The organism is Pseudomonas sp. nanlin1 (genome assembly GCF_045571515.1).
In the GTDB taxonomy this organism is placed as follows: domain Bacteria; phylum Pseudomonadota; class Gammaproteobacteria; order Pseudomonadales; family Pseudomonadaceae; genus Aquipseudomonas.
Genome location: NZ_CP124218.1, coordinates 4891172 through 4916492 on the forward strand (window position 1 = coordinate 4891172; position 25321 = coordinate 4916492).

The 25321-nt window shown below is 55.4% G+C and carries 31 protein-coding genes and 1 tRNA gene; all 32 read right to left on the bottom strand.

Going from position 1 to position 25321, the window contains the following annotated elements; translation table 11 throughout:
* Position 1: 1 nt before the first annotated feature.
* The 32 genes from rpsE to QCL65_RS22805 all read right to left on the bottom strand — a co-directional run bounded on the left by rpsE (position 2) and on the right by QCL65_RS22805 (position 25286).
* Entirely contained in the window at positions 2–502 is a 501-nt protein-coding gene (gene rpsE, locus QCL65_RS22650) for a 30S ribosomal protein S5 (protein ID WP_407312822.1), read from the bottom strand.
* A gap of 3 nt (positions 503–505) precedes the next feature.
* Complete coding sequence (gene rplR / locus QCL65_RS22655) at positions 506–856, bottom strand: 50S ribosomal protein L18 (protein WP_407312824.1); 351 nt, start codon at positions 854–856, stop codon at positions 506–508.
* A 10-nt stretch (positions 857–866) separates the two neighbouring features.
* Positions 867–1400, bottom strand: a complete 534-nt coding sequence (gene rplF, locus QCL65_RS22660; RefSeq protein ID WP_407312826.1) for a 50S ribosomal protein L6 — start codon at positions 1398–1400, stop codon at positions 867–869.
* A 12-nt stretch (positions 1401–1412) separates the two neighbouring features.
* Positions 1413–1805 (bottom strand): 30S ribosomal protein S8, encoded by a 393-nt coding sequence (gene rpsH, locus QCL65_RS22665; protein WP_407312828.1) that lies wholly within the window; start codon positions 1803–1805, stop codon positions 1413–1415.
* A 210-nt stretch (positions 1806–2015) separates the two neighbouring features.
* Positions 2016–2321, bottom strand: coding sequence for a 30S ribosomal protein S14 (gene rpsN, locus QCL65_RS22670; protein ID WP_249679520.1), 306 nt, complete (start codon positions 2319–2321; stop codon positions 2016–2018).
* Positions 2322–2334: 13 nt separating this feature from the next.
* Positions 2335–2874, bottom strand: a complete 540-nt coding sequence (gene rplE / locus QCL65_RS22675) for a 50S ribosomal protein L5 (RefSeq protein WP_027982008.1) — start codon at positions 2872–2874, stop codon at positions 2335–2337.
* Positions 2875–2894: 20 nt separating this feature from the next.
* On the bottom strand, positions 2895–3209 hold the full coding sequence (gene rplX / locus QCL65_RS22680) for a 50S ribosomal protein L24 (RefSeq protein ID WP_333407582.1): 315 nt from the start codon (positions 3207–3209) through the stop codon (positions 2895–2897).
* An 11-nt stretch (positions 3210–3220) separates the two neighbouring features.
* Positions 3221–3589 (bottom strand): 50S ribosomal protein L14, encoded by a 369-nt coding sequence (rplN, locus tag QCL65_RS22685; protein WP_011063774.1) that lies wholly within the window; start codon positions 3587–3589, stop codon positions 3221–3223.
* A 23-nt stretch (positions 3590–3612) separates the two neighbouring features.
* On the bottom strand, positions 3613–3879 hold the full coding sequence (gene rpsQ / locus QCL65_RS22690) for a 30S ribosomal protein S17 (RefSeq protein ID WP_003194644.1): 267 nt from the start codon (positions 3877–3879) through the stop codon (positions 3613–3615).
* A 2-nt stretch (positions 3880–3881) separates the two neighbouring features.
* Positions 3882–4073, bottom strand: coding sequence for a 50S ribosomal protein L29 (rpmC, locus tag QCL65_RS22695; protein ID WP_002555481.1), 192 nt, complete (start codon positions 4071–4073; stop codon positions 3882–3884).
* Positions 4073–4486 (bottom strand): 50S ribosomal protein L16, encoded by a 414-nt coding sequence (gene rplP, locus QCL65_RS22700; protein ID WP_009397508.1) that lies wholly within the window; start codon positions 4484–4486, stop codon positions 4073–4075. The genes rpmC and rplP overlap by 1 nt, the downstream gene beginning before the upstream one ends.
* Before the next feature lie 12 nt (positions 4487–4498).
* On the bottom strand, positions 4499–5185 hold the full coding sequence (gene rpsC / locus QCL65_RS22705; protein ID WP_003176422.1) for a 30S ribosomal protein S3: 687 nt from the start codon (positions 5183–5185) through the stop codon (positions 4499–4501).
* 13 nt (positions 5186–5198) lie between these two features.
* Entirely contained in the window at positions 5199–5531 is a 333-nt protein-coding gene (gene rplV, locus QCL65_RS22710; RefSeq protein ID WP_003210077.1) for a 50S ribosomal protein L22, read from the bottom strand.
* An 11-nt stretch (positions 5532–5542) separates the two neighbouring features.
* Positions 5543–5818, bottom strand: a complete 276-nt coding sequence (gene rpsS, locus QCL65_RS22715) for a 30S ribosomal protein S19 (protein WP_002555486.1) — start codon at positions 5816–5818, stop codon at positions 5543–5545.
* Positions 5819–5834: 16 nt separating this feature from the next.
* The gene (gene rplB / locus QCL65_RS22720) at positions 5835–6659 is read right to left on the bottom strand and encodes a 50S ribosomal protein L2 (RefSeq protein ID WP_407312838.1); all 825 of its coding nucleotides are present in this window, start codon (positions 6657–6659) and stop codon (positions 5835–5837) included.
* A gap of 14 nt (positions 6660–6673) precedes the next feature.
* Positions 6674–6973 carry a 50S ribosomal protein L23 gene (rplW, locus tag QCL65_RS22725; RefSeq protein ID WP_008374165.1) on the bottom strand — a complete coding sequence of 100 codons (300 nt, stop codon included), beginning with the start codon at positions 6971–6973 and terminating at the stop codon, positions 6674–6676.
* Positions 6970–7572: a 50S ribosomal protein L4 gene (rplD, locus tag QCL65_RS22730; RefSeq protein WP_407312840.1), complete on the bottom strand. Its 603-nt coding sequence runs from the start codon at positions 7570–7572 to the stop codon at positions 6970–6972. Before rplD ends, rplW begins: the two co-directional genes overlap by 4 nt.
* 11 nt (positions 7573–7583) lie before the next feature.
* The gene (rplC, locus tag QCL65_RS22735; RefSeq protein WP_407312842.1) at positions 7584–8219 is read right to left on the bottom strand and encodes a 50S ribosomal protein L3; all 636 of its coding nucleotides are present in this window, start codon (positions 8217–8219) and stop codon (positions 7584–7586) included.
* A gap of 81 nt (positions 8220–8300) precedes the next feature.
* Complete coding sequence (gene rpsJ, locus QCL65_RS22740; RefSeq protein WP_003186070.1) at positions 8301–8612, bottom strand: 30S ribosomal protein S10; 312 nt, start codon at positions 8610–8612, stop codon at positions 8301–8303.
* A gap of 156 nt (positions 8613–8768) precedes the next feature.
* Complete coding sequence (gene tuf, locus QCL65_RS22745; RefSeq protein WP_052909674.1) at positions 8769–9962, bottom strand: elongation factor Tu; 1194 nt, start codon at positions 9960–9962, stop codon at positions 8769–8771.
* A 31-nt stretch (positions 9963–9993) separates the two neighbouring features.
* On the bottom strand, positions 9994–12099 hold the full coding sequence (gene fusA, locus QCL65_RS22750) for an elongation factor G (protein ID WP_407312845.1): 2106 nt from the start codon (positions 12097–12099) through the stop codon (positions 9994–9996).
* Between the two features lie 30 nt (positions 12100–12129).
* Positions 12130–12600, bottom strand: a complete 471-nt coding sequence (gene rpsG / locus QCL65_RS22755; RefSeq protein ID WP_002555493.1) for a 30S ribosomal protein S7 — start codon at positions 12598–12600, stop codon at positions 12130–12132.
* A gap of 117 nt (positions 12601–12717) precedes the next feature.
* A complete protein-coding gene (gene rpsL / locus QCL65_RS22760; RefSeq protein ID WP_002555494.1) occupies positions 12718–13089 on the bottom strand; it encodes a 30S ribosomal protein S12 in 372 nt (123 codons plus the stop codon).
* 217 nt (positions 13090–13306) lie between these two features.
* On the bottom strand, positions 13307–17506 hold the full coding sequence (gene rpoC, locus QCL65_RS22765; protein WP_407312850.1) for a DNA-directed RNA polymerase subunit beta': 4200 nt from the start codon (positions 17504–17506) through the stop codon (positions 13307–13309).
* Positions 17507–17571: 65 nt separating this feature from the next.
* Complete coding sequence (gene rpoB / locus QCL65_RS22770; protein WP_407312852.1) at positions 17572–21645, bottom strand: DNA-directed RNA polymerase subunit beta; 4074 nt, start codon at positions 21643–21645, stop codon at positions 17572–17574.
* 218 nt (positions 21646–21863) lie between these two features.
* Complete coding sequence (rplL, locus tag QCL65_RS22775) at positions 21864–22226, bottom strand: 50S ribosomal protein L7/L12 (protein ID WP_407312854.1); 363 nt, start codon at positions 22224–22226, stop codon at positions 21864–21866.
* Positions 22227–22307: 81 nt separating this feature from the next.
* A complete protein-coding gene (gene rplJ / locus QCL65_RS22780; protein WP_407312856.1) occupies positions 22308–22808 on the bottom strand; it encodes a 50S ribosomal protein L10 in 501 nt (166 codons plus the stop codon).
* Positions 22809–23011: 203 nt separating this feature from the next.
* Complete coding sequence (gene rplA / locus QCL65_RS22785) at positions 23012–23707, bottom strand: 50S ribosomal protein L1 (protein ID WP_407312858.1); 696 nt, start codon at positions 23705–23707, stop codon at positions 23012–23014.
* A complete protein-coding gene (gene rplK / locus QCL65_RS22790; RefSeq protein WP_407312860.1) occupies positions 23707–24138 on the bottom strand; it encodes a 50S ribosomal protein L11 in 432 nt (143 codons plus the stop codon). The genes rplA and rplK overlap by 1 nt, the downstream gene beginning before the upstream one ends.
* 115 nt (positions 24139–24253) lie before the next feature.
* A complete protein-coding gene (nusG, locus tag QCL65_RS22795; protein WP_020290714.1) occupies positions 24254–24787 on the bottom strand; it encodes a transcription termination/antitermination protein NusG in 534 nt (177 codons plus the stop codon).
* Between the two features lie 9 nt (positions 24788–24796).
* Positions 24797–25165 (bottom strand): preprotein translocase subunit SecE, encoded by a 369-nt coding sequence (gene secE, locus QCL65_RS22800; RefSeq protein WP_407312863.1) that lies wholly within the window; start codon positions 25163–25165, stop codon positions 24797–24799.
* A 45-nt stretch (positions 25166–25210) separates the two neighbouring features.
* A tRNA-Trp gene (locus QCL65_RS22805) sits at positions 25211–25286 on the bottom strand.
* Between the last annotated feature and the right edge of the window lie 35 nt (positions 25287–25321).

The window sequence follows — 25321 nt, forward strand, 5'->3', positions numbered from 1 at the left end:
ATCAGACGATCTCCTCAACGCTCTTGCCGCGCTTGGCAGCAATGGACGACGGGGACTGCATCGACTTCAAGCCTTTGAAAGTGGCATGGACCACGTTCACGGGGTTGGTCGAACCATAGCACTTGGCCAATACGTTCTGGACACCTGCAACTTCCAGGACCGCACGCATGGCACCGCCGGCGATGATACCGGTACCTTCAGAGGCTGGCTGCATGTAAACCTTGGAAGCGCCGTGGGCGGATTTCATGGCGTACTGCAGAGTAGTCCCGTTCAGGTCCACTTGAATCATGTTGCGACGTGCAGCTTCCATAGCTTTCTGGATAGCAGCAGGCACTTCACGAGATTTGCCACGGCCGAAACCGACGCGGCCTTTACCATCACCTACCACGGTCAACGCAGTGAAAGTGAAGATGCGACCGCCTTTAACGGTCTTGGCAACGCGGTTAACCTGAACCAGCTTCTCGATGTAGCCTTCGTCGCGCTTTTGGTCGTTATTTGACATAACTTAGAACTCCAGCCCAGCTTCACGAGCAGCATCAGCCAGCGCTTTAACGCGGCCATGGTACTTGAAGCCAGAGCGGTCGAAAGCCACCTGCGAGACGCCAGCGGCCTTAGCACGCGTAGCGACCAGCTGGCCAACCTTAGTGGCCGCGTCAACGTTGCCAGTGGCAGCGTCACGCAGTTCTTTATCCAAAGTCGAGGCGCTTGCCAAGACTTTGCTGCCGTCGGCCGAGATGACCTGGGCATAGATGTGCTGCGACGAGCGGAACACGCAGAGACGCACGACTTCGAGTTCGTGCATTTTCAGGCGTGCTTTGCGAGCGCGACGCAGTCGAGTAACTTTTTTGTCGGTCATTTGCTATGCCCTACTTCTTCTTGGCTTCTTTACGGCGGACGACTTCGTCTGCGTAACGTACACCTTTGCCTTTGTAAGGCTCTGGCGGACGGAAATCGCGGATTTCAGCGGCCACTTGACCCACCAGCTGCTTGTCGATGCCCTTGATCAGGATATCGGTCTGGCTAGGAGTCTCAGCGGTGATGCCTTCCGGCAGTTCGTAGTCCACCGGGTGCGAGAAGCCGAGCGCCAGATTCAGCACTGTGCCTTTTGCTTGTGCTTTGTAACCAACACCGACCAGCTGGAGCTTACGCTCGAAGCCTTGGCTTACGCCCTGGACCATGTTGTTAACCAAAGCGCGGGTGGTACCGGCCATTGCACGGGTTTGCTGATCGCCGTTTTTAGCAGCGAAACGCAGTTCGCCAGCTTCTTCAACGATTTCAACAGACGAGTGAACGTTCAGTTCGAGAGTGCCCTTGGCACCCTTCACCGAAAGCTGTTGACCGACGAATTTGATTTCGACTCCGGCCGGCAGCTTTACGGGGTTCTTAGCGACGCGTGACATGCTTATCCCCCCTTAGAACACTGTGCAAAGAACTTCGCCGCCGACACCGGCAGCGCGCGCAGCACGATCCGTCATCACACCTTTGTTGGTGGAGACGATGGACACGCCGAGACCGCCACGAACTTTGGGCAGATCTTCAACGGATTTGTACTGACGCAGACCTGGACGGCTTACGCGCTTCACTTCTTCGATGACTGGACGGCCTTCGAAGTACTTCAGCTCGATGGAAAGCGACGGTTTTGCTTCGCTGCTTACCTGATAACCCGCAATATAACCTTCGTCCTTCAGAACTTTGGCCACAGCAACCTTCAACGTGGAAGATGGCATGCTTACGACGGACTTTTCAGCCATCTGGGCATTACGGATTCGAGTTAGCATGTCCGCTAACGGGTCCTGCATACTCATGGGCTAGACGCTCCTGATACAAAAATAATTAGCCTTACGGCTACAACGTCGCCGAGCATTGCTCCGGTCCAAAAACCCGGGCTCAGGCGAGCCGGCAATTCTAGACGTACGGCCCAAATGAATCAAGCCCCATGAGGGGCTTGATTCATTTGCGAGGCCACCGGTGGTCGGCTGAAGATTCAGCCGATCATTCGGAACCTGCTTTAGGGCTTACCAGCTGGCTTTCACCAGACCTGGTACGTCACCGCGCATGGCAGCTTCACGCAGTTTGTTACGGCCAAGGCCGAACTTGCGGTAAACGCCGTGTGGACGACCAGTGATGCGGCAGCGGTTACGCATGCGCGAGGCGCTAGCGTCACGTGGCTGCTTCTGCAGAGCAACAGAAGCGTTCCAACGATCTTCGTCACTTGCGTTCAGATTCACGATGATAGCTTTGAGCTCAGCACGCTTCTTGGCGTATTTCGCGACGGTCAGCTGACGCTTCAGCTCGCGATTTTTCATACTCTTCTTGGCCATTTTCCTACTCCAATCAGTTGCGGAACGGGAATTTGAAAGCACGCAACAGGGCGCGACCTTCATCATCCGAACGTGCAGTGGTGGTCAGAGTAATGTCCAGACCGCGCAGAGCATCGATTTTATCGTAATCGATTTCCGGGAAAATGATCTGCTCTTTCACGCCCATGCTGTAGTTACCACGACCATCGAAGGACTTGGCATTCAGGCCGCGGAAGTCGCGAACCCGAGGCAGGGAGATCGCCAGCAGGCGGTCCAGGAATTCGTACATACGATCACGACGCAGCGTAACCTTAACACCGATCGGCCAGCCCTCACGGACCTTGAAGCCCGCGATGGATTTACGAGCGTAGGTCACAACGGCTTTCTGACCGGTGATTTTTTCCATGTCGGCAACAGCGTGCTCGATGACTTTTTTGTCACCGATCGCTTCGCCCAAACCCATGTTCAGGGTGATCTTGGTAACGCGCGGAACTTCCATCACGTTGGCAAGCTTAAGTTCTTCCTTAAGCTTGGGAGCGATTTCCTTCCGATAAATCTCTTTGAGTCGTGCCATGGTCTTCTACCTAGCAGTGTTCAAGCATCAACCGCTTTTTGGGTCGACTTGAAGACACGAATTTTCTTGCCATCTTCTACTTTGAAACCAACGCGATCAGCTTTGTTGGTTTCGCCATTGAAAATAGCGACGTTAGAAGCGTGCAGAGGCGCTTCTTTCTCGACGATACCGCCCTGGACGCCCGACATCGGGTTAGGCTTGGTATGACGCTTCACCAGGTTGACACCACCAACGACCAGACGGTCGTCAGCGAGCACCTTCAGCACCTTACCGCGCTTACCTTTGTCTTTGCCGGCGATCACGATGATCTCGTCGTCACGACGAATCTTTTGCATGTCGGATCTCCTTACAGCACTTCTGGGGCGAGCGAGACGATCTTCATGAACTTCTCGTTGCGAAGTTCACGGGTCACTGGCCCAAAGATACGGGTGCCGATAGGCTCTTGCTTGTTGTTCAACAGAACAGCAGCGTTGCCATCAAAGCGGATAATGGAGCCGTCAGCGCGACGAACACCGTGGCGAGTGCGGACTACAACAGCAGTCATCACTTGGCCTTTCTTCACCTTGCCGCGAGGAATAGCTTCCTTCACGGTCACTTTGATGATGTCACCGATACCTGCGTAACGACGATGCGAGCCACCCAGCACCTTGATGCACATAACACGACGAGCGCCGCTGTTATCGGCCACATCAAGCATGGATTGAGTCTGAATCATATAATTTCTCCGACCCTTAGCCCTTAGACTTCCACAGCGCGTTCGAGAACATCAACCAGAGCCCAGGACTTAGTCTTGGCCATCGGACGAGTTTCACGAATAGTGACCTTGTCGCCGATGTGGCATTGGTTGGTTTCGTCGTGCGCGTGCAGCTTAGTCGAACGCTTAACGTATTTACCGTAGATCGGGTGCTTAACGCGACGCTCGATCAGAACGGTGATGGTCTTGTCCATTTTGTCGCTGACAACACGGCCAGTCAGCGTACGGACGGTTTTTTCGGCTTCAGCCATGATTACTTACCTGCCTGCTGGTTGAGCACAGTCTTCACGCGAGCGATGTCACGCTTCACTTGCGAGAGCAGGTGAGACTGCCCCAACTGGCCAGTTGCCTTCTGCATACGCAGATTGAACTGGTCGCGCAGCAAGCCGAGCAATTGCTCGTTCAGTTGCTGTGCTGATTTTTCACGAAGTTCGTTCGCTTTCATCACATCACCGTCCGCTTAACAAAGGAGGTGGCGAGAGGCAGCTTCGCAGCTGCCAAGGCGAAAGCCTCACGCGCCAACTCTTCGGAAACACCCTCGATCTCATACAGGACTTTACCTGGCTGGATCTGGGCAACCCAGTACTCAACGGAACCCTTACCTTTACCCATCCGCACTTCAAGAGGCTTCTTGGTGACCGGCTTGTCCGGGAATACACGGATCCAGATCTTGCCGCCACGCTTAACGTGACGGGTCAAGGCACGACGTGCCGACTCAATCTGGCGAGCGGTGAGACGACCGCGAGCAACAGCTTTCAAGGCGAATTCGCCGAAGCTGACTTTGCTCCCGCGCAGTGCCAAGCCACGGTTGTGGCCAGTCATCTGCTTGCGGAACTTCGTACGCTTTGGTTGCAACATTTGGCGTACCCCTTACTTAGCAGCTTTTTTACGAGGCGCAGGTGCTTGTGGTTTCAGTTCTTCTTGGCGACCACCAATTACTTCGCCTTTGAAAATCCAAACCTTCACACCGATCACACCATAAGTGGTGTGAGCTTCGTAGTTGGCATAGTCGATGTCGGCACGCAGGGTGTGCAGTGGCACACGCCCTTCGCGATACCATTCAGTACGTGCGATTTCAGCACCGCCGAGACGACCGCTCACTTGGATCTTGATGCCTTTGGCACCAATGCGCATGGCGTTCTGTACAGCGCGTTTCATCGCGCGACGGAACATGACACGACGCTCCAGCTGCTGAGCTACGCTCTGCGCAACCAGCATACCGTCGAGTTCCGGCTTACGGATCTCTTCGATATTGATGTGCACAGGCACACCCATTTGCTTGGTCAGGTCCTGACGCAGCTTCTCAACATCTTCACCTTTCTTCCCGATAACGATACCTGGACGAGCGGTGTGGATGGTGATCCGTGCAGTTTGTGCCGGACGATGGATATCGATACGGCTTACGGACGCGCTTTTTAATTTGTCTTGGAGATACTCACGCACCTTCAGATCTGCGAACAAGTAGTCCGCATAAGTCCGACCGTCTGCGTACCAGACGGAGGTGTGCTCCTTGACGATTCCCAGGCGAATGCCAATGGGATGTACTTTCTGACCCATCTGATCGACTCCGTTACTTGTCCGCAACCTTGACAGTGATATGGCAAGACCGCTTGACGATGCGATCAGCGCGGCCTTTGGCACGCGGCATGATTCGCTTCAGCGAACGCCCTTCGTTGACGAAAACGGTGGAAACCTTGAGGTCGTCCACGTCTGCGCCTTCGTTATGCTCGGCGTTGGCAACGGCCGACTCCAGCACTTTCTTGATGATTTCCGCGGCTTTCTTACTGCTAAAAGCCAGCAGGTTGAGCGCTTCGCCCACCTTCTTCCCGCGGATCTGGTCGGCGACCAAGCGGGCTTTCTGGGCGGAGATTCGAGCGCCCGACAACTTAGCGGCTACTTCCATTTCCTAACCCCTTAACGCTTGGCTTTCTTGTCTGCCACGTGCCCACGATAAGTGCGGGTACCGGCAAACTCGCCTAGTTTGTGACCGACCATGTCTTCGTTCACGAGAACTGGGACATGTTGACGACCGTTATGTACTGCGATGGTCAAACCGACCATTTGTGGCAGGATCATCGAACGACGCGACCAGGTTTTCACCGGCTTGCGATCATTCTTTTCCGCCGCCACTTCGATCTTCTTCAGTAGGTGAAGATCAATAAAAGGACCTTTTTTCAGAGAACGTGGCACTGTCGTATCCCTCTATTTACTTGCGACGACGGACGATCATTTTGTCGGTACGCTTATTACCACGAGTCTTCGCGCCCTTAGTCGGGAAGCCCCATGGCGATACCGGATGACGACCACCAGAGGTACGACCTTCACCACCACCATGTGGGTGGTCAACCGGGTTCATGGCAACACCACGAACGGTTGGGCGAACGCCACGCCAGCGCTTAGCACCAGCTTTACCCAAGGAACGCAGGCTGTGCTCGGAGTTCGAGACCTCGCCCAACGTTGCACGGCACTCAGCCAGCACTTTACGCATTTCACCGGAACGCAGACGCAGGGTCACGTAGACACCTTCGCGAGCGATCAGCTGAGCCGAAGCACCAGCGGAACGTGCGATCTGAGCACCCTTACCTGGCTTCAACTCGATGCCGTGTACGGTGCTACCTACCGGAATGTTGCGCAATTGCAGCGAGTTGCCTGGCTTGATCGGCGCCAAGGCACCGGCAATCAGTTGGTCGCCAGCACTCACACCTTTAGGGGCGAGGATGTAGCGACGCTCGCCGTCTGCGTACAGAACCAGAGCAATGTGAGCAGTACGGTTAGGATCGTATTCGATACGCTCAACAGTGGCAGCGATGCCATCTTTGTCGTTGCGACGGAAATCGACCAAACGGTAATGCTGCTTATGACCACCACCGATGTGACGAGTGGTAATACGGCCATTGTTGTTACGACCACCAGACTTCGATTTTTTCTCGAGCAGCGGTGCGTGAGGAGCGCCTTTATGCAGCTCCTGGTTGACCACCTTGACCACGTGACGGCGGCCAGGGGAAGTCGGTTTGCATTTAACGATTGCCATGATGCACCCCTTCCTTACTCAGCACTGCTGCTGAAATCGAGATCTTGGCCTGGCTGAAGGGAGATAACTGCCTTCTTCCAGTCATTACGCTTGCCCAGACCGCGAGCAGTGCGCTTGGTTTTACCCAGAACATTCAGGGTAGTCACGCGCTCTACTTTCACGCTGAACAGGCTTTCGACGGCCTTCTTGATTTCCAGCTTGGTTGCATCAGTGGCAACCTTGAAAACGAACTGACCTTTCTTGTCTGCCAGAACCGTAGCCTTTTCGGAAACGTGCGGGCCAAGCAGAACTTTAAATACGCGTTCCTGGTTCATCCCAGCAGCTCCTCGAATTTCTTCACGGCCGACACAGTGATCAACACTTTGTCGTAGGCGATCAGACTAACTGGATCGGAACCTTGCACGTCACGAACATCAACGTGTGGCAGGTTACGAGCAGCCAGGTACAGGTTCTCGTCAACGGAGTCCGATACGATCAGGACGTCGGTGAGACCCATGCCGTTCAGCTTGCCCAGCAGGTCTTTGGTTTTCGGCGCATCAACGGCGAAATCCTGAACCACGACCAGACGATCAGTACGTACCAGCTCAGCAAGGATGGAGCGCAGAGCTGCGCGATACATCTTCTTGTTCAGCTTTTGCGAGTGATCCTGTGGACGAGCTGCGAAAGTGGTACCACCGCCACGCCAGATTGGGCTACGGATAGTACCGGCACGAGCGCGGCCAGTACCTTTCTGACGCCATGGGCGCTTACCGCCACCGGAAACGTCGGAACGGGTCTTCTGCTGCTTGCTGCCCTGACGGCCGCCGGCCATGTAGGCCACGACTGCTTGGTGTACCAGCGTCTCGTTGAACTCGCCACCGAAAGTCAGTTCGGAAACTTCGATCGCTTGAGCGTCATTTACATTTAATTGCATTTCGCTTCCCCTTAACCGCGAGCCTTGGCTGCTGCACGCACAACCAGGTTGCCGCCAGTTGCGCCAGGAACAGCGCCCTTAACCAGCAGCAGATTGCGTTCAGCGTCGACGCGTACAATTTCCAGGGACTGCACGGTCACGCGCTCAGCGCCCATATGACCGGACATTTTTTTGCCCTTGAATACACGACCAGGAGTCTGGCACTGGCCGATGGAGCCAGGGACACGGTGGGAAACGGAGTTACCGTGGGTGTTATCTTGACCGCGGAAGTTCCAACGCTTGATGGTACCGGCAAAGCCTTTACCCTTGGACTGACCGGTAACATCTACCAGTTGGCCCGCTGCGAAGATTTCTGCATTGATCAAGTCGCCAGCCTGGTATTCGCCGTCTTCGAGACGGAATTCCCAGACACCGCGACCAGCGGCAACGTTCGCTTTTGCGAAGTGACCGGCCTGAGCGGCTGTCACACGCGAAGCACGACGCTCGCCAACAGTGACTTGCACTGCCAGGTAGCCATCGGTCTCAACAGTTTTAAACTGGGTGACGCGATTCGGCTCGATCTCAATGACCGTAACCGGAATGGAGACACCTTCTTCGGTAAAAATGCGGGTCATACCGCATTTACGACCGACTACACCAATAGTCATGTTGTAAACCTCATGAGTGTACGGGGCTTTCACCCGCTATGGCCGCCCATTTCAGAGCGTTACACGACTAAGACCCAAGTCTTAGCCGAGGCTGATCTGCACTTCTACGCCTGCCGCAAGATCGAGCTTCATCAGCGCATCAACGGTTTTATCCGTTGGCTGGACGATGTCCAGTACACGCTTATGAGTACGGATCTCGTACTGGTCACGCGCGTCTTTGTTGACGTGCGGGGAGACCAGAACGGTGAACCGCTCTTTACGGGTAGGCAGTGGAATTGGACCACGCACCTGAGCACCAGTACGTTTCGCGGTTTCCACGATTTCCTGGGTGGATTGGTCGATCAGGCGATGGTCAAAAGCCTTCAACCTGATACGGATTTGCTGATTTTGCATTGGATTTCAGACTCCGGCTGCTATTCCCACCGAGCGCAATACGCCCGTTAAAAGGAGGCGCAATTCTATAGACGCTCCCACTGAGTGTCAACCCAATAAAAAAGCCCCTGCTTAGCAGGGGCTCTTCAAAGCATCGACGCTATCTCAAAAAGAGACTTATTCGATGATTTTGGCTACGACGCCAGCGCCGACGGTACGACCGCCTTCACGGATAGCGAAACGCAGACCGTCTTCCATCGCGATGGTTTTGATCAGGGTAACAACCATTTTGATGTTGTCGCCTGGCATAACCATTTCAACGCCTTCCGGCAGTTCGCAGTTACCGGTCACGTCAGTGGTCCGGAAGTAGAACTGTGGACGGTAGCCTTTAAAGAACGGCGTGTGACGACCGCCTTCTTCTTTGCTCAGCACGTACACTTCAGCTTCGAACTTGGTGTGCGGCTTAACCGAACCTGGCTTGACCAGTACCTGGCCACGCTCAACGTCGTCACGCTTGGTGCCGCGCAGCAGCACGCCGCAGTTCTCGCCAGCACGACCTTCGTCGAGCAGTTTACGGAACATTTCAACGCCGGTGCAGGTGGTGACGGTGGTGTCACGCAGACCTACGATTTCCAGCGGATCTTGAACCTTGACGATACCGCGCTCGATACGACCGGTAACTACAGTACCGCGACCGGAGATCGAGAATACGTCTTCGATTGGCATCAGGAACGGCTTGTCGATCACACGGACTGGGTCTGGAATGTAGCTGTCCAGGGTCTCAACCAGTTTACGAACGGCAGTGGTGCCCATTTCGTTGTCATCTTGGCCGTTCAGAGCCATCAGCGCCGAACCGATGATGATCGGGGTATCGTCGCCTGGGAAGTCGTAAGTGCTCAGCAGGTCGCGCACTTCCATCTCAACCAGTTCCAGCAGCTCAGCGTCGTCAACCATGTCAGCCTTGTTCAGGAAGACAACGATGTACGGAACGCCTACCTGGCGGGACAACAGGATGTGCTCACGGGTTTGTGGCATCGGACCATCAGCGGCCGAGCAAACCAGAATAGCGCCGTCCATCTGCGCAGCACCGGTGATCATGTTCTTCACATAGTCAGCGTGACCTGGGCAGTCAACGTGAGCGTAGTGACGGATCAGCGAGTTGTATTCAACGTGCGCGGTGTTGATGGTGATACCACGAGCTTTTTCTTCCGGAGCGCTGTCGATCTTGTCGAAAGCAACAACGGCAGAACCGAATACTTCGGAGCAAACGCGAGTCAGTGCTGCAGTCAGCGTGGTTTTACCGTGGTCAACGTGACCAATGGTGCCAACGTTGACGTGCGGTAGGGAACGATCAAATTTTTCTTTAGCCACGACAATTAACTCCTAGCCTAAAGGGGCTCAATCAGCCTTGTTTTTTAGATACAGTTTCAGCGATGTGCGCCGGAGCTGTGTTGTATTTTTTGAATTCCATAGAGTAGCTGGCACGCCCTTGGGACATGGAGCGAACGTCGGTCGCATAACCGAACATCTCACCCAGCGGAACCTCGGCACGAATAACTTTGCCGGACACCGTGTCTTCCATACCCAGGATCATGCCGCGACGACGGTTAAGGTCGCCCATCACGTCACCCATATAGTCTTCAGGCGTAACAACTTCCACCGCCATGATCGGCTCAAGCAACTCACCACCGCCCTTCTGGGCCAGTTGCTTGGTCGCCATGGAAGCAGCCACCTTAAACGCCATCTCGTTGGAGTCGACGTCGTGGTAGGAACCATCGAACACGGTAGCCTTCAGGCCGATCAGCGGATAGCCGGCAACAACGCCGTTCTTCATCTGCTCTTCGATACCCTTCTGGATAGCCGGGATGTATTCCTTAGGAACCACACCACCTACTACTTCGTTCACGAATTGCAGACCTTCCTGACCTTCATCAGCAGGGGCAAAACGGATCCAGCAGTGACCAAACTGACCACGACCACCGGACTGACGAACGAACTTACCTTCGATTTCACAGTTCTTCGTGATGCGCTCACGATACGAAACCTGAGGCTTACCAATGTTGGCTTCGACGTTGAACTCACGACGCATCCGGTCAACCAGGATGTCCAAGTGAAGCTCGCCCATGCCGGAGATGATCGTTTGACCCGTCTCCTCATCGGTTTTGACACGGAAAGACGGGTCTTCCTGAGCGAGCTTGCCCAGTGCGATACCCATTTTTTCCTGGTCATCCTTGGTCTTTGGCTCAACGGCAACCGAAATAACCGGCTCCGGGAAGTCCATGCGAACCAGGATGATTGGCTTGTCAGCGCTGCACAAGGTTTCACCAGTGGTGACGTCCTTCATGCCGATCAGGGCCGCGATGTCACCAGCGCGTACTTCCTTGATCTCTTCACGGGCGTTAGCGTGCATTTGCACCATACGACCGACGCGCTCTTTCTTGCCTTTAACCGAGTTGATCACGCCGTCGCCAGAGGCCAACACGCCCGAGTAAACGCGCACGAAGGTCAAAGTACCCACGAATGGGTCGGTTGCGATCTTGAACGCCAGGGCCGAGAACGGCTCGCTGTCGTCAGCATGACGCTCCATCTGGACTTCTTCATCATCAGGATCGGAACCCTTGATGGCAGGAATGTCGGTTGGAGCCGGCAGGTAATCGATCACGGCGTCGAGAACCAGGGGAACGCCCTTGTTCTTGAACGAAGAACCACAAACAGCCAAGACGATCTCGCCAGCGATAGTACGCTGACGCAGAGCGGCCTTGATTTCCGCGTTGGTGAGTTCTTCACCTTCGAGGTATTTGTTCATGAGGTCTTCGTTGGCTTCTGCCGCCGCTTCGACCATGTTGCTGCGCCACTCATCAGCCAGTTCCTGCAATTCAGCAGGGATAGGCTCACGACGAGGGACCATGCCTTTGTCACCGTCGTTCCAGTACACAGCTTCCATGGTCATCAGATCGATCTGACCCTGGAAATTGTCTTCGGAACCGATAGCCAGTTGAATAGGCACTGGAGTGTGACCCAGACGCTGTTTGATCTGGCCGATCACACGCAGGAAGTTGGCACCAGCACGGTCCATCTTGTTGACGTAAACAAGACGCGGAACACCGTACTTGTTGGCTTGACGCCATACGGTTTCGGACTGAGGCTCAACACCCGAGGTGCCGCAGAACACAACGACCGCGCCGTCGAGTACACGCAACGAACGCTCAACTTCAATGGTGAAGTCTACGTGGCCCGGGGTGTCAATGACGTTGAAACGGTATTGGTCTTTGTGCTGCTTCTCGGAACCCTGCCAGAAGGCGGTAATGGCAGCAGAAGTAATGGTAATACCACGCTCCTGCTCCTGAACCATCCAGTCTGTGGTCGCGGCGCCGTCATGCACCTCGCCCATCTTGTGGCTTTTGCCGGTGTAAAAAAGGACGCGTTCAGTGGTGGTGGTTTTACCCGCGTCCACGTGAGCCACGATACCGATGTTACGGTAGCGATTAATCGGTGTAGTACGAGCCATAAAGCCCTCGCAAAATTAGTGACGCTGGATTTAGAAGCGGTAGTGCGAGAACGCTTTGTTGGCTTCAGCCATACGGTGAACGTCTTCACGCTTCTTAACGGCAGCACCTTTGCCTTCGGCAGCGTCCAACAGCTCGCCGGCCAAACGCAGGGCCATAGACTTTTCACCGCGCTTACGCGCGAAGTCTACCAACCAGCGCATTGCCAGGGCGTTACGACGGGACGGACGAACTTCGACAGGAACCTGGTAAGTAGCACCGCCTACACGGCGCGACTTCACTTCGACCAGCGGAGCGATGGCGTCGAGAGCTTTCTCGAAGATTTCCAGGGGATCGCTGTTCTTACGTTCTTTAACCTTTTCCAGCGCGCCATAAACGATACGCTCGGCAACGGCTTTTTTACCGCTTTCCATCACGTGGTTCATGAACTTGGCCAGAATTTGGCTTCCGTATTTTGGATCGTCAAGCACTTCGCGCTTGGCTGCTACGCGTCTTCTTGGCATGGATAAGCCCTCAAACGGTCTTCAGGTTCGCTCGGCATGGGTGCCCTAGGGCCCCGCCGACCTTACTCTTATCGACTCAGAAAAATAGATAATTCAGTTTTTTACAAAAAGCCAAAACTATTTAGGCTTCTTGGTACCGTACTTCGAACGACCTTGGTTACGACCTTTAACGCCGGAGGTATCCAGGGAGCCGCGAACGGTGTGGTAACGAACACCTGGCAAGTCTTTTACACGACCGCCGCGGATCAGTACCACGCTGTGCTCTTGCAGGTTGTGGCCTTCACCGCCGATGTACGAGGAAACCTCGAAACCGTTGGTCAGGCGCACACGGCATACTTTACGCAGTGCCGAGTTAGGTTTTTTCGGCGTGGTGGTGTACACACGGGTGCACACGCCACGACGTTGCGGGCAGTTCTGCAGCGCAGGTACGTCGGATTTCTCGACGATACGCTTACGCGGCTGACGTACCAGCTGGTTGATAGTTGCCATCTACTAGCTCCACTGTTGTCTTGCGACGCTATTGTCTTGCAAGAAAGCAAAAATGGCAGGAACGAATCCCGCCAAATTTAGGGGTACAAGAGTCTAAAGAGGATCTTGCCCCCAGTCAAGACGAAGCCCCGGCTTCCTCGGCAAAGGTCACCGCGAAAAATATCTCGCGATAACCTTATTAGAGGCTACCAGGGCCAAGTCAGCACTACCGCTGGTCTCAATTACCGCTTGAGTTCAGCGCTTCGGTCAGAGCCGCTTCTACTTCACTGGCGCTGACGCGAGTAGGTTTGTCGAGTTCACGGCGACGCTTACGCTCGCTGTGGTACGCCAGACCAGTACCGGCCGGGATCAAACGACCCACGACCACGTTCTCTTTCAGGCCGCGCAGGTAGTCACGCTTGCCGGTGACGGCTGCTTCGGTCAGAACTCGGGTGGTTTCCTGGAAGGAAGCCGCCGAGATGAACGATTCAGTCGACAACGACGCCTTGGTGATACCCAACAGCACACGAGTGAACTTGGAGACGAACTTCTCGTCAGCACTCAGACGCTCGTTTTCACCCAGTACATGGGTCAACTCCATCTGGTCACCCTTGATGAAGCTGGAATCGCCAGACTCGGAGATCTCAACCTTACGCAGCATCTGACGCAAAATAGTCTCGATGTGCTTGTCGTTGATCTTCACGCCTTGCAGACGGTAAACGTCCTGGATCTCGTTGACGATGTACTTCGCCAGTGCGCTCACACCCAGCAAACGCAGGATGTCGTGCGGGTCGCTCGGACCGTCGGAGATAACTTCGCCGCGGTTCACTTGTTCGCCTTCGAAGACGTTCAGGTGACGCCACTTCGGAATCAACTCTTCGTACGGATCGCTACCATCGTTCGGCGTAATGACCAGGCGGCGCTTGCCTTTGGTTTCTTTACCGAAGGCAATGGTACCGCTGACTTCAGCCAGAATAGAGGCTTCTTTCGGACGACGCGCTTCGAACAAGTCAGCCACTCGTGGCAAACCACCGGTGATGTCACGAGTTTTCGACGTTTCTTGCGGGATACGGGCGATAACATCACCTACACCCACCTGCACGCCATCCGCTACACCCACCAAGGCGTTTGCCGGCAGGAAGTACTGGGCCGGTACGTCGGTACCTGGCAACAGCAGATCCTTGCCATCGACACCCACCATCTTCACCGCTGGGCGAATTTCTTTACCCGCAGCCGGACGATCTTTGGCATCCAGTACTTCGATGTTGGTCAGGCCGGTCAGTTCGTCTGTTTGACGCTTGATCGTGATGCCTTCTTCCATGCCCACGTAGGTCACGGTACCTTTCATCTCGGTAACGATTGGGTGAGTGTGCGGGTCCCACTTGGCTACGATAGAGCCAGCATCGACCTTGTCGCCTTCCTTCACCGAAATCACTGCACCGTAAGGCAGTTTGTAGCGTTCGCGCTCACGACCGAACTCGTCGGCAATCGCCAACTCACCCGAACGGGACACGGCAACCAGGTTACCGTCGAGACGCTCAACGTGCTTCAGGTTGTGCAGGCGAACCATACCGCCGTTCTTCACCTGGACGCTGTCGGCTGCGGAGGTCCGGCTTGCCGCACCACCGATGTGGAACGTACGCATGGTCAGCTGGGTACCCGGCTCACCAATGGACTGGGCAGCGATAACGCCGACCGCTTCACCGATGTTCACCTGGTGACCACGAGCCAAATCACGGCCGTAGCACTTGGCACAAATGCCGTAGCGGGTTTCACAGCTGATCGGCGAGCGAACAATCACTTCGTCGATGCTGTTGAGTTCGATGAACTCGACCCACTTCTCGTCCACCAGCGTACCGGCCGGAACGATGACTTCGTCGGAGCCAGGCTTGAACACGTCACGGGCAATAACACGGCCCAGTACACGTTCACCCAATGGCTCAACCACGTCACCGCCTTCAATATGCGGCGTCATGAGCAAGCCTTGCTCGGTGCCGCAATCGACTTCGGTCACGACCAAGTCTTGTGCAACGTCCACCAGACGGCGAGTCAGGTAACCGGAGTTAGCCGTCTTCAAGGCGGTATCCGCAAGACCCTTACGAGCACCGTGAGTCGAGATGAAGTACTGCAGTACGCTCAGACCTTCACGGAAGTTCGCCGTAATCGGCGTTTCAATGATCGAGCCATCCGGCTTGGCCATCAAACCACGCATACCGGCCAGCTGACGAATCTGAGCAGCCGAACCCCGAGCACCAGAGTCAGCCATCATGTACATGGAGTTGAAAGACTCCTGATCGACTTCAACGCCATGGCGGTCGATAACCTTCTCTTTCGAGAGGTTAGACATCATTGCCTTGGACACTTCGTCGTTAGCTTTCGACCAAAGGTCGATCACCTTGTTGTACTTCTCGCCCTGAGTCACCAAGCCAGACGCGTACTGGCTCTCGATCTCTTTCACTTCGTCGGTAGCGGCACCGATGATGCGGGCTTTTTCGTCAGGGATAACGAAGTCGTTAACACCGATGGAAACGCCAGAAATGGTCGAGTAAGCGAAACCGGTGTACATCAACTGGTCAGCGAAAATAACGGTCTCTTTCAAACCCACCACGCGGTAGCACTGGTTGATCAGTTTGGAGATCGCCTTTTTCTTCATCGGCTGGTTGACGACGTCGTAGGACAGGCCTGGTGGAACGACCTGGAACAACAACGCACGGCCAACGGTGGTGTCGACGATACGGGTATTCTTGACGCTGCCGCCATCACGATCATTGACGGTTTCGTTGATACGAACCTTGATCTTAGCGTGCAGGGCTGCTTCGCCGGCGCGGAACACGCGGTCGACTTCCTGCAGGTCGGCGAAGATACGACCTTCACCTTTGGCGTTGATCGCCTCACGGGTCATGTAGTACAGACCCAATACAACGTCCTGCGACGGCACGATGATTGGCTCACCGTTGGCTGGCGACAGGATGTTGTTGGTCGACATCATCAGCGCACGGGCTTCGAGCTGGGCTTCCAGGGTCAGCGGTACATGGACCGCCATCTGGTCGCCGTCGAAGTCAGCGTTGTACGCGGCGCAGACCAATGGGTGCAGCTGAATAGCTTTACCTTCGATCAACACCGGTTCAAACGCCTGGATACCCAGACGGTGAAGTGTCGGTGCGCGGTTGAGCAGTACGGGGTGTTCGCGAATGACTTCGGCGAGAACGTCCCAAACTTCCGGCAATTCCCGCTCGACCATCTTCTTGGCCGCTTTGATGGTGGTCGCAAGACCGCGCATTTCCAGCTTGCCGAAGATGAACGGCTTGAACAGTTCGAGTGCCATTTTCTTAGGCAGACCGCACTGATGCAGGCGCAGGGTCGGACCTACGGTGATAACCGAACGACCCGAGTAGTCAACACGCTTACCGAGCAAGTTCTGACGGAAACGACCTTGCTTACCCTTGATCATGTCAGCCAAGGATTTCAGAGGACGCTTGTTCGAACCGGTAATAGCGCGACCGCGGCGACCGTTGTCGAGCAACGCATCGACCGCTTCCTGCAGCATGCGCTTTTCGTTGCGCACGATGATGTCAGGGGCCGACAGGTCCAGCAGACGCTTCAGACGGTTGTTACGGTTGATTACACGACGATACAGATCGTTGAGATCGGAAGTCGCGAAACGGCCACCGTCCAGGGGAACCAGTGGACGCAGATCTGGCGGCAGAACCGGCAGAACGGTCAACACCATCCACTCAGGCAGGTTGCCGGAGCCTTGGAAGGCTTCCATCAACTTCAGACGCTTGGACAGCTTCTTGATCTTGGTTTCCGAGTTGGTCTGCGGAATCTCTTCGCGCAGGCGACCAATTTCGTGCTCCAGGTCAATAGCGTGCAGCAGCTCACGGACTGCTTCGGCACCCATACGGGCATCGAAATCGTCACCGAACTCTTCCAACGCTTCAAAATACTGTTCGTCGTTGAGCAGCTGGCCCTTTTCAAGGGTAGTCATGCCTGGGTCGATAACGACGTAGCTCTCGAAGTAGAGAACGCGTTCGATATCACGCAGGGTCATGTCCATCAGCAAGCCGATACGGGACGGCAGCGACTTCAGGAACCAGATGTGGGCAACCGGCGAAGCCAGCTCGATGTGGGCCATACGCTCACGACGAACTTTGGCCAAGGCGACTTCAACGCCACACTTCTCGCAGATCACGCCACGATGCTTCAAGCGCTTGTACTTACCGCACAGGCACTCGTAGTCTTTAACCGGGCCAAAGATCTTGGCGCAGAACAGGCCGTCACGTTCGGGTTTGAACGTACGGTAGTTAATGGTTTCCGGCTTTTTAACTTCACCGAACGACCACGAACGGATCATCTCCGGCGAGGCCAAACCGATGCGGATGGCGTCGAACTCTTCGACTTGACCCTGGTTTTTCAGCAAATTCAGTAGGTCTTTCAAGGCCTTTCCTCCTGGCGGAGCAAGGAGCGAGCTGTATCAGCCCCGCTCCCGATTCGCGTCACGTGTTATTCGGTTTCCAGATCGATATCGATGCCGAGAGAGCGAATCTCTTTGATCAACACGTTGAAGGACTCGGGCATGCCCGGCTCCATACGGTGATCGCCGTCCACGATGTTCTTGTACATCTTGGTACGACCGTTTACATCGTCCGACTTCACGGTGAGCATTTCTTGCAGGGTGTAGGCCGCGCCGTACGCTTCCAGCGCCCAGACTTCCATCTCCCCGAAACGCTGACCACCGAACTGCGCCTTACCACCCAGCGGCTGCTGAGTAACCAGGCTGTAAGAACCGGTGGAACGGGCGTGCATCTTGTCGTCCACCAAGTGGTTCAGTTTCAGCATGTACATGTAGCCCACGGTGACCGGACGCTCGAACTTGTTACCGGTACGACCATCGAACAGCTGCATCTGGCCGCTTTCTGGCATATCTGCCAACTTCAGCATGGCCTTGATTTCGCTTTCCTTGGCGCCGTCGAACACCGGGGTGGCCATTGGAACGCCGCCCTTGAGGTTCTTGGCCAGGTCGAGGATTTCCTGGTCGGTGAAGTCTTCCAGTTTTTCCTGACGACCGCCGATCTCGTTATAGATCTCGGTGAGGAAGCTACGTAGCTCGGCCACCTTACGCTGTTCTTCCAGCATGCGGTTGATCTTCTCGCCCAAGCCTTTGGCCGCGAGGCCCAGGTGAGTTTCGAGGATCTGCCCAACGTTCATACGCGAAGGTACGCCCAGTGGGTTGAGGACCACGTCCACCGGCGTACCGTTGGCGTCGTGCGGCATGTCTTCGACCGGCATGATCACAGAGACCACACCTTTGTTACCGTGACGACCAGCCATCTTGTCGCCCGGTTGAATGCGACGACGGATAGCCAGGTAAACCTTGACGATCTTCAGCACGCCTGGAGCCAGGTCATCGCCCTGCTGCAGTTTGCGCTTCTTGTCTTCGAACTTGTCGTCCAGCAGGCGACGGCGATCAACGATGTAGGCCTGAGCCTTCTCGAGTTGCTCGTTGAGCGCGTCTTCGGCCATGCGCAGTTTGAACCACTGGCCATGCTCGAGGCTGCCCAAAACTTCAGCAGTAATTTCGGTGCCTTTCTTCAGGCCCGCGCCGCCTTCAACGATCTGCCCCATCAGGGCCGAGCTCAAACGCTCGAAGGTCGCGCCTTCGACGATACGGAACTCTTCGTTAAGGTCCTTGCGGATCTCGTCCAGCTGGCTCTTCTCGATCGACAGCGCACGAGCGTCACGCTCAACGCCATCACGGGTGAAGACCTGAACGTCGATGACCGTACCTTTGGTGCCAGTTGGCACGCGCAGGGAGGTGTCTTTAACGTCGCTGGCTTTTTCACCGAAGATTGCGCGCAGCAGTTTTTCTTCTGGTGTCAGTTGGGTCTCGCCTTTAGGCGTGACTTTACCAACCAGAATGTCACCGGCGCCGACTTCGGCACCTACGTACACGATACCGGCTTCGTCCAGCTTGTTCAGCGCGGCTTCACCTACGTTAGGGATATCCGCGGTGATTTCCTCTGGCCCCAGCTTGGTGTCACGAGCCACACAGGTCAGTTCCTGAATGTGGATCGTGGTGAAGCGGTCTTCCTGAACCACACGCTCGGACAGGCAGATGGAGTCTTCGAAGTTGAAGCCGTTCCACGCCATGAACGCGATGCGCATGTTCTGACCCAGCGCCAGTTCACCCATGTCGGTGGACGGACCATCAGCCATGATGTCGCTGCGCTCGACCCGATCACCTTTACTCACCAGCGGGCGCTGGTTAATGCAGGTGTTCTGGTTGGAACGGGTGTATTTGGTCAGGTTGTAGATATCTACACCCGCCTCACCGGTTTCAACTTCGTCATCGGCTACGCGAACAACGATACGGCTGGCATCGACGGAGTCGATCACACCACCGCGGCGAGCCACGACGCAAACGCCGGAGTCACGGGCAACGTTGCGCTCCATACCGGTACCTACCAGCGGCTTGTCAGCACGCAGGGTGGGTACAGCTTGACGCTGCATGTTAGAACCCATCAACGCACGGTTGGCGTCGTCGTGCTCAAGGAACGGGATCAGCGACGCGGCGACAGAAACAACCTGCTTCGGCGACACGTCCATCAAGGTGACATCTTCTGGCGCCTTGACGGTGAACTCGTTCAAGTGACGAACAGCAACCAGCTCGTCGACCAGTTGGTTCTTGTCGTTCATCGCGGCCGAGGCCTGGGCGATCACGTGATCGGCCTCTTCAATGGCAGACAGGAACACGATCTCATCGGTCACCAGGGCATCTTTCACCACACGGTACGGGCTTTCCAAGAAGCCATACTGGTTGGTACGTGCGTAGGCAGCCAAGGAGTTGATCAGACCAATGTTCGGACCTTCAGGGGTCTCGATCGGGCAGACACGACCGTAATGCGTCGGGTGAACGTCACGAACTTCGAAGCCAGCGCGCTCACGGGTCAAACCGCCCGGGCCGAGTGCGGAGACACGACGCTTGTGGGTAATTTCCGACAGCGGGTTGTTCTGGTCCATGAACTGGGAGAGCTGGCTGGAGCCGAAGAACTCTTTAACCGCGGCTGCAACTGGCTTAGCGTTGATCAGATCCTGAGGCATCAGGCCTTCGCTTTCCGCCATCGACAGCCGCTCTTTGACCGCACGCTCAACGCGTACCAGGCCAACACGGAATTGGTTCTCGGCCATTTCGCCAACGCAGCGAACACGACGGTTACCCAGGTGATCGATATCGTCGACAATGCCTTTACCGTTACGGATGTCGACCAAAGTCTTCAACACGGCAACGATGTCTTCTTTGCTCAGTACACCTGAACCTTCGATTTCGGTACGACCGATACGACGGTTGAACTTCATCCGGCCGACCGCAGACAGGTCATAACGCTCAGGGCTGAAGAACAGGTTGTTGAACAAGGTTTCGGCGGCGTCCTTGGTAGGTGGCTCACCAGGACGCATCATCCGGTAGATCTCGACCAAAGCTTCCAGCTGGTTGCTGGTAGAGTCGATTTTCAAGGTGTCGGACACGAACGGACCGCAGTCGATGTCGTTGGTGTACAACGTTTCGATGCGGACAACCTGCGCTTTGGCAATTTTGCCCAGCAGCTCGGTAGTCAGTTCGGTATTGCACTCGCACAGGATCTCGCCAGTGGCCGGGTGCACGATGGCCTTGGCGGTGGTGCGACCAATGACGTAGTCCAGCGGCACTTCCAAAAGCTTGGTGCCGGCCTTCTCGATCTGGTTGATGTGGCGGGCAGTAATACGGCGGCCCTGCTCAACAATAACCTTGCCGGTGCCGTCGACGATATCCAGTACTGCGATTTCACCGCGCAGGCGCTGCGGCACCAACTCCAGGCTGAGCATTTCGCCCTGCACATGGAAGATGTTGGTGGTGTAGAAGGCATCGAGGACTTCCTCGGTGCTATAGCCCAAGGCGCGCAACAGTACCGAGGCTGGCAGCTTACGACGACGGTCGATCCGGACGAATACACAGTCTTTCGGATCGAACTCGAAGTCCAGCCACGAACCGCGGTAAGGAATGATGCGAGCGGAGTACAGCAGCTTGCCCGAGCTGTGGGTCTTGCCACGGTCGTGGTCGAAGAACACGCCTGGCGAGCGGTGCAGCTGGGAAACGATTACACGCTCGGTACCGTTGATGACAAAGGTACCGTTCTCAGTCATCAGGGGGATTTCACCCATGTAGACTTCTTGCTCTTTGATGTCTTTGATCGCTTTGTTCGACGACTCTTTGTCGAAGATGATCAGGCGCACTTTTACCCGCAAAGGTACGGCGTACGTCACGCCTCGCAACACGCACTCTTTGACATCAAAAGCCGGTTCGCCCAGGCGATAACCAACGTACTCCAAAGCCGCATTGCCGGAGTAGCTGATGATCGGGAAAACGGATTTGAAGGCCGCATGCAGACCGACATCACGGAACTTGTCCTTGGTCGCGCCCGCCTGCAAGAATTCGCGATACGAATCCAGCTGGATAGCCAAGAGGTACGGTACGTCCATGACGTCCGGCAACTTGCTAAAGTCCTTGCGGATACGTTTTTTCTCAGTGTATGAGTAAGCCATCAGCGTTCCCCAGCTTGGTCACCTGCTTGTGGCCCCTCCCGACGGGAGCAGCCAGAAAATCGTGCAACCCCCGTGGGTTGCGCCGCCACTATTGGCGGGTGAAGCACGTTACGGGCGTCAACCTGATCGACTGCCAGTAACGGAAAAAGGCCGGTGGCATAAGCCACCAGCCATCAGCCTTTCGCTTGACGCTTGGGCTGGAGACGCAAGGTCGAAACTTACTTAACTTCGACTTTAGCGCCTGCTTCTTCCAGGGCTTTCTTGAGCTTGTCGGCTTCGTCTTTCGACACGCCTTCTTTCACAACTCCCAGATCGTCAACAACGGCTTTGGCTTCTTTCAGGCCCAGGCCGGTGGCTTCACGTACAGCCTTGATGACGTTAACTTTCTTCTCGCCCGACTCAACCAGTTTAACGGTGAATTCGGTTTGTTCTTCAACCACGGCAGCAGCGGCAGCTGGGCCAGCGGAAGCAGCAGCAGCGCTGACGCCGAACTTCTCTTCCATAGCCTTGATCAGCTCAACGATTTCCAGAACGGATTTCTCGCCGATTGCTTCGATGATTTGGTCGTTAGACAGAGCCATGACTCTAATTCCTGTATTGGGGGATAGCCTGTTGGGCCATCGAAATAAACAAAAAAGCGCGAGGTGAGGGAGCGTGCGGCCTTAGGCTGCAGCAGCTTCCTTGGCATCGCGAAGTGCCGCCAGAGTACGAGCCAGCTTGCTGGTAGCGCCTTGAATCACGCTCATCAGCTGCGAAATGGCTTCGTCACGGGTCGGCAAGGTTGCCAGCACGTCGATTTGGTTAGCTGCGAGGTACTTGCCCTCGAACGCAGCTGCCTTGATCTCGAACTTGTCCTGACTCTTGGCAAACTCTTTGAACAGACGAGCAGCAGCGCCCGGGTGTTCGTGCGAGAATGCGATCAGAGTCGGGCCGGTGAACACGTCGTTGAGGACACTGTATTCAGTGTCAGCAACAGCGCGCTTGAGCAGGGTGTTACGTACAACACGTACGTAAACGCCAGCTTCACGAGCCTCTTTACGGAGTCCGGTCATAGCGCCTACTGTCACACCACGGGCATCAGCCACGACAGCGGACAGAGCGGCTTTGGCAGCCTCGTTGACTTCAGCGACGATGGCCTTCTTGTCTTCGAGTTTAATTGCCACGGGTAAAACTCCTGCTTGTTACCGTTTCATCTGGCCAAAGCCAGATGTCATGTTGGTGTCTGATTCGGTAAGGAACCGGGAGCACCATCTGCGTAGGCTTGAGTTTTAAGACTTGCGCCGCCTACGGTCTTGGATAGCCCCCGCCAGGCAGGGACCCCAATTTTTTCAACAGCGGCGCAATCGCTCGCACCGCTGATTTTGTCTTACGCGTCGAGCGAGCCTTGGTCGATGACCAGACCTGGACCCATGGTGGTGCTCAGGGTAACGCGCTTGACGTAGATACCTTTCGACGAAGCGGGTTTGATGCGCTTCAGGTCAACCAGCAGCGCTTCCACGTTCTCTTTCAGCTTGGTGGCATCAAAGCCAACCTTGCCGACGGAAGTGTGGATGATGCCGTTTTTGTCGGTGCGATAACGAACCTGACCAGCCTTGGCGTTTTTTACGGCAGTGGCTACGTCTGGGGTTACGGTACCAACTTTAGGGTTAGGCATCAGGCCACGTGGACCGAGGATCTGACCCAACTGACCAACAACGCGCATAGCATCCGGGGAAGCGATGACGACGTCGTAGTTCAGGTCGCCGCCTTTCATTTCGGCAGCCAAGTCGTCCATACCAACGCGATCAGCACCAGCGGCCAACGCAGCTTCAGCAGCCGGGCCCTGGGTGAACACAGCAACACGGACCGTCTTGCCAGTGCCATGAGGCAGCACAGTAGCGCTACGAACGACCTGGTCAGATTTACGTGGATCCACGCCCAGGTTAACGGCGACGTCGAAAGACTCGCTGAATTTCACTGTGGACAGTTCGGCCAACAGTGCAGCGGCGTCTTCAAAATTGTAGAACTTGCCTGCTTCGATTTTGGAAGCAATAGCTTTTTGGCGCTTAGTCTGCTTAGCCATTACACACCCTCCACGTTAAGGCCCATGCTACGAGCAGAACCGGCGATAGTACGCACGGCAGCTTCCATGTCAGCGGCAGTCAGATCAGCATTCTTTGCAGTAGCGATCTCTTCCAGCTGAGCACGGGTAACGGTGCCAACTTTGACGGTGTTCGGACGAGCAGAACCGCTGGTCAAGCCAGCTGCTTTCTTCAACAGAACCGAGGCAGGCGTACTTTTGGTTTCAAAAGTAAAGCTACGGTCGCTGTAGACAGTGATGATCACTGGAGTCGGCAAGCCTGCTTCCTGACCCGAAGTGCGGGCGTTGAAAGCTTTGCAGAATTCCATGATGTTCACGCCGTGCTGGCCCAAGGCTGGACCGACGGGTGGACTTGGGTTGGCCTGGCCGGCCTTTACTTGCAGCTTGATGTAAGCCGTGATTTTCTTAGCCATGAGCTACTCCACTATTGGGTACGAGCGCCTTGCGGCTCCCCAGTTGCTTGCGTTTTATCCCAAAGACGACAAAACCCCGCAGCTTACGCCTGCGGGGTATGGGATCCGTTTCCAATCAGACTTTTTCGACCTGACTGAACTCGAGCTCCACCGGAGTGGAGCGACCGAAAATGAGCACCGCGACCTGGATCCGGCTCTTTTCGTAATTGACTTCTTCAACCGTGCCGTTGAAATCGGCAAACGGACCGTCAGTGACGCGGACGACTTCACCCGGCTCGAACAGAGTTTTGGGCTTAGGCTTGTCGCTGCCGTCAGCAACACGACGAAGGATAGCATCAGCTTCCTTGTCAGTGATTGGCGCAGGCTTATCCGCAGTACCACCGATAAAGCCCATGACACGAGGAGTGTCCTTGACCAAGTGCCAAGTACCCTCGTTCATATCCATCTGTACTAGCACGTAACCCGGAAAGAACTTACGCTCACTTTTGCGCTTCTGGCCATTACGCATCTCCACCACTTCTTCAGTGGGGACCAGAATCTCGCCAAATCCGTCTTCCATGCCAGCCAGTTTCACGCGCTCGATCAACGAGCGCATGACATGCTTCTCATAACCCGAGTAAGCATGCACTACGTACCAACGCTTAGCCACGGGACACCCTTAGCCAACAATCAAGGAAACAAGCCAGCCGAGCAGGGAATCGAGCCCCCACAACAGCAACGCCATGACCAGCACAACCGCTACAACAATAAGCGTGGTTTGCGTGGTCTCTTGGCGAGTTGGCCATACGACTTTACGAATTTCCGCACGAGCTTCCTTTGCCAGGACAAAGAATGACTTACCTTTGGCGGTCTGCAATGCAACGAATGCAGCCACACCAGCCAGGGCGAGCAACGCGAGAACCCGATATAAGATAGGCGACGCGGAGTAGTACTGATTACCTACCACGCCTACCACCACCAGAGCGACTACAACAAGCCACTTGAGCAGATCAAAGCGAGATTCTTGGGCTTCAGCCTTGGGAGTCATCTAGGAAAATCCTGTGAAAAGAAAGCCAGACACACGGTGTGAATCTGGCAGGTCAGGAGGGAATCGAACCCCCAACCTACGGTTTTGGAGACCGTCGCTCTGCCAATTGAGCTACTGACCTAAAACAAATCAGGCCGACCATTATGTCGGCCTGGA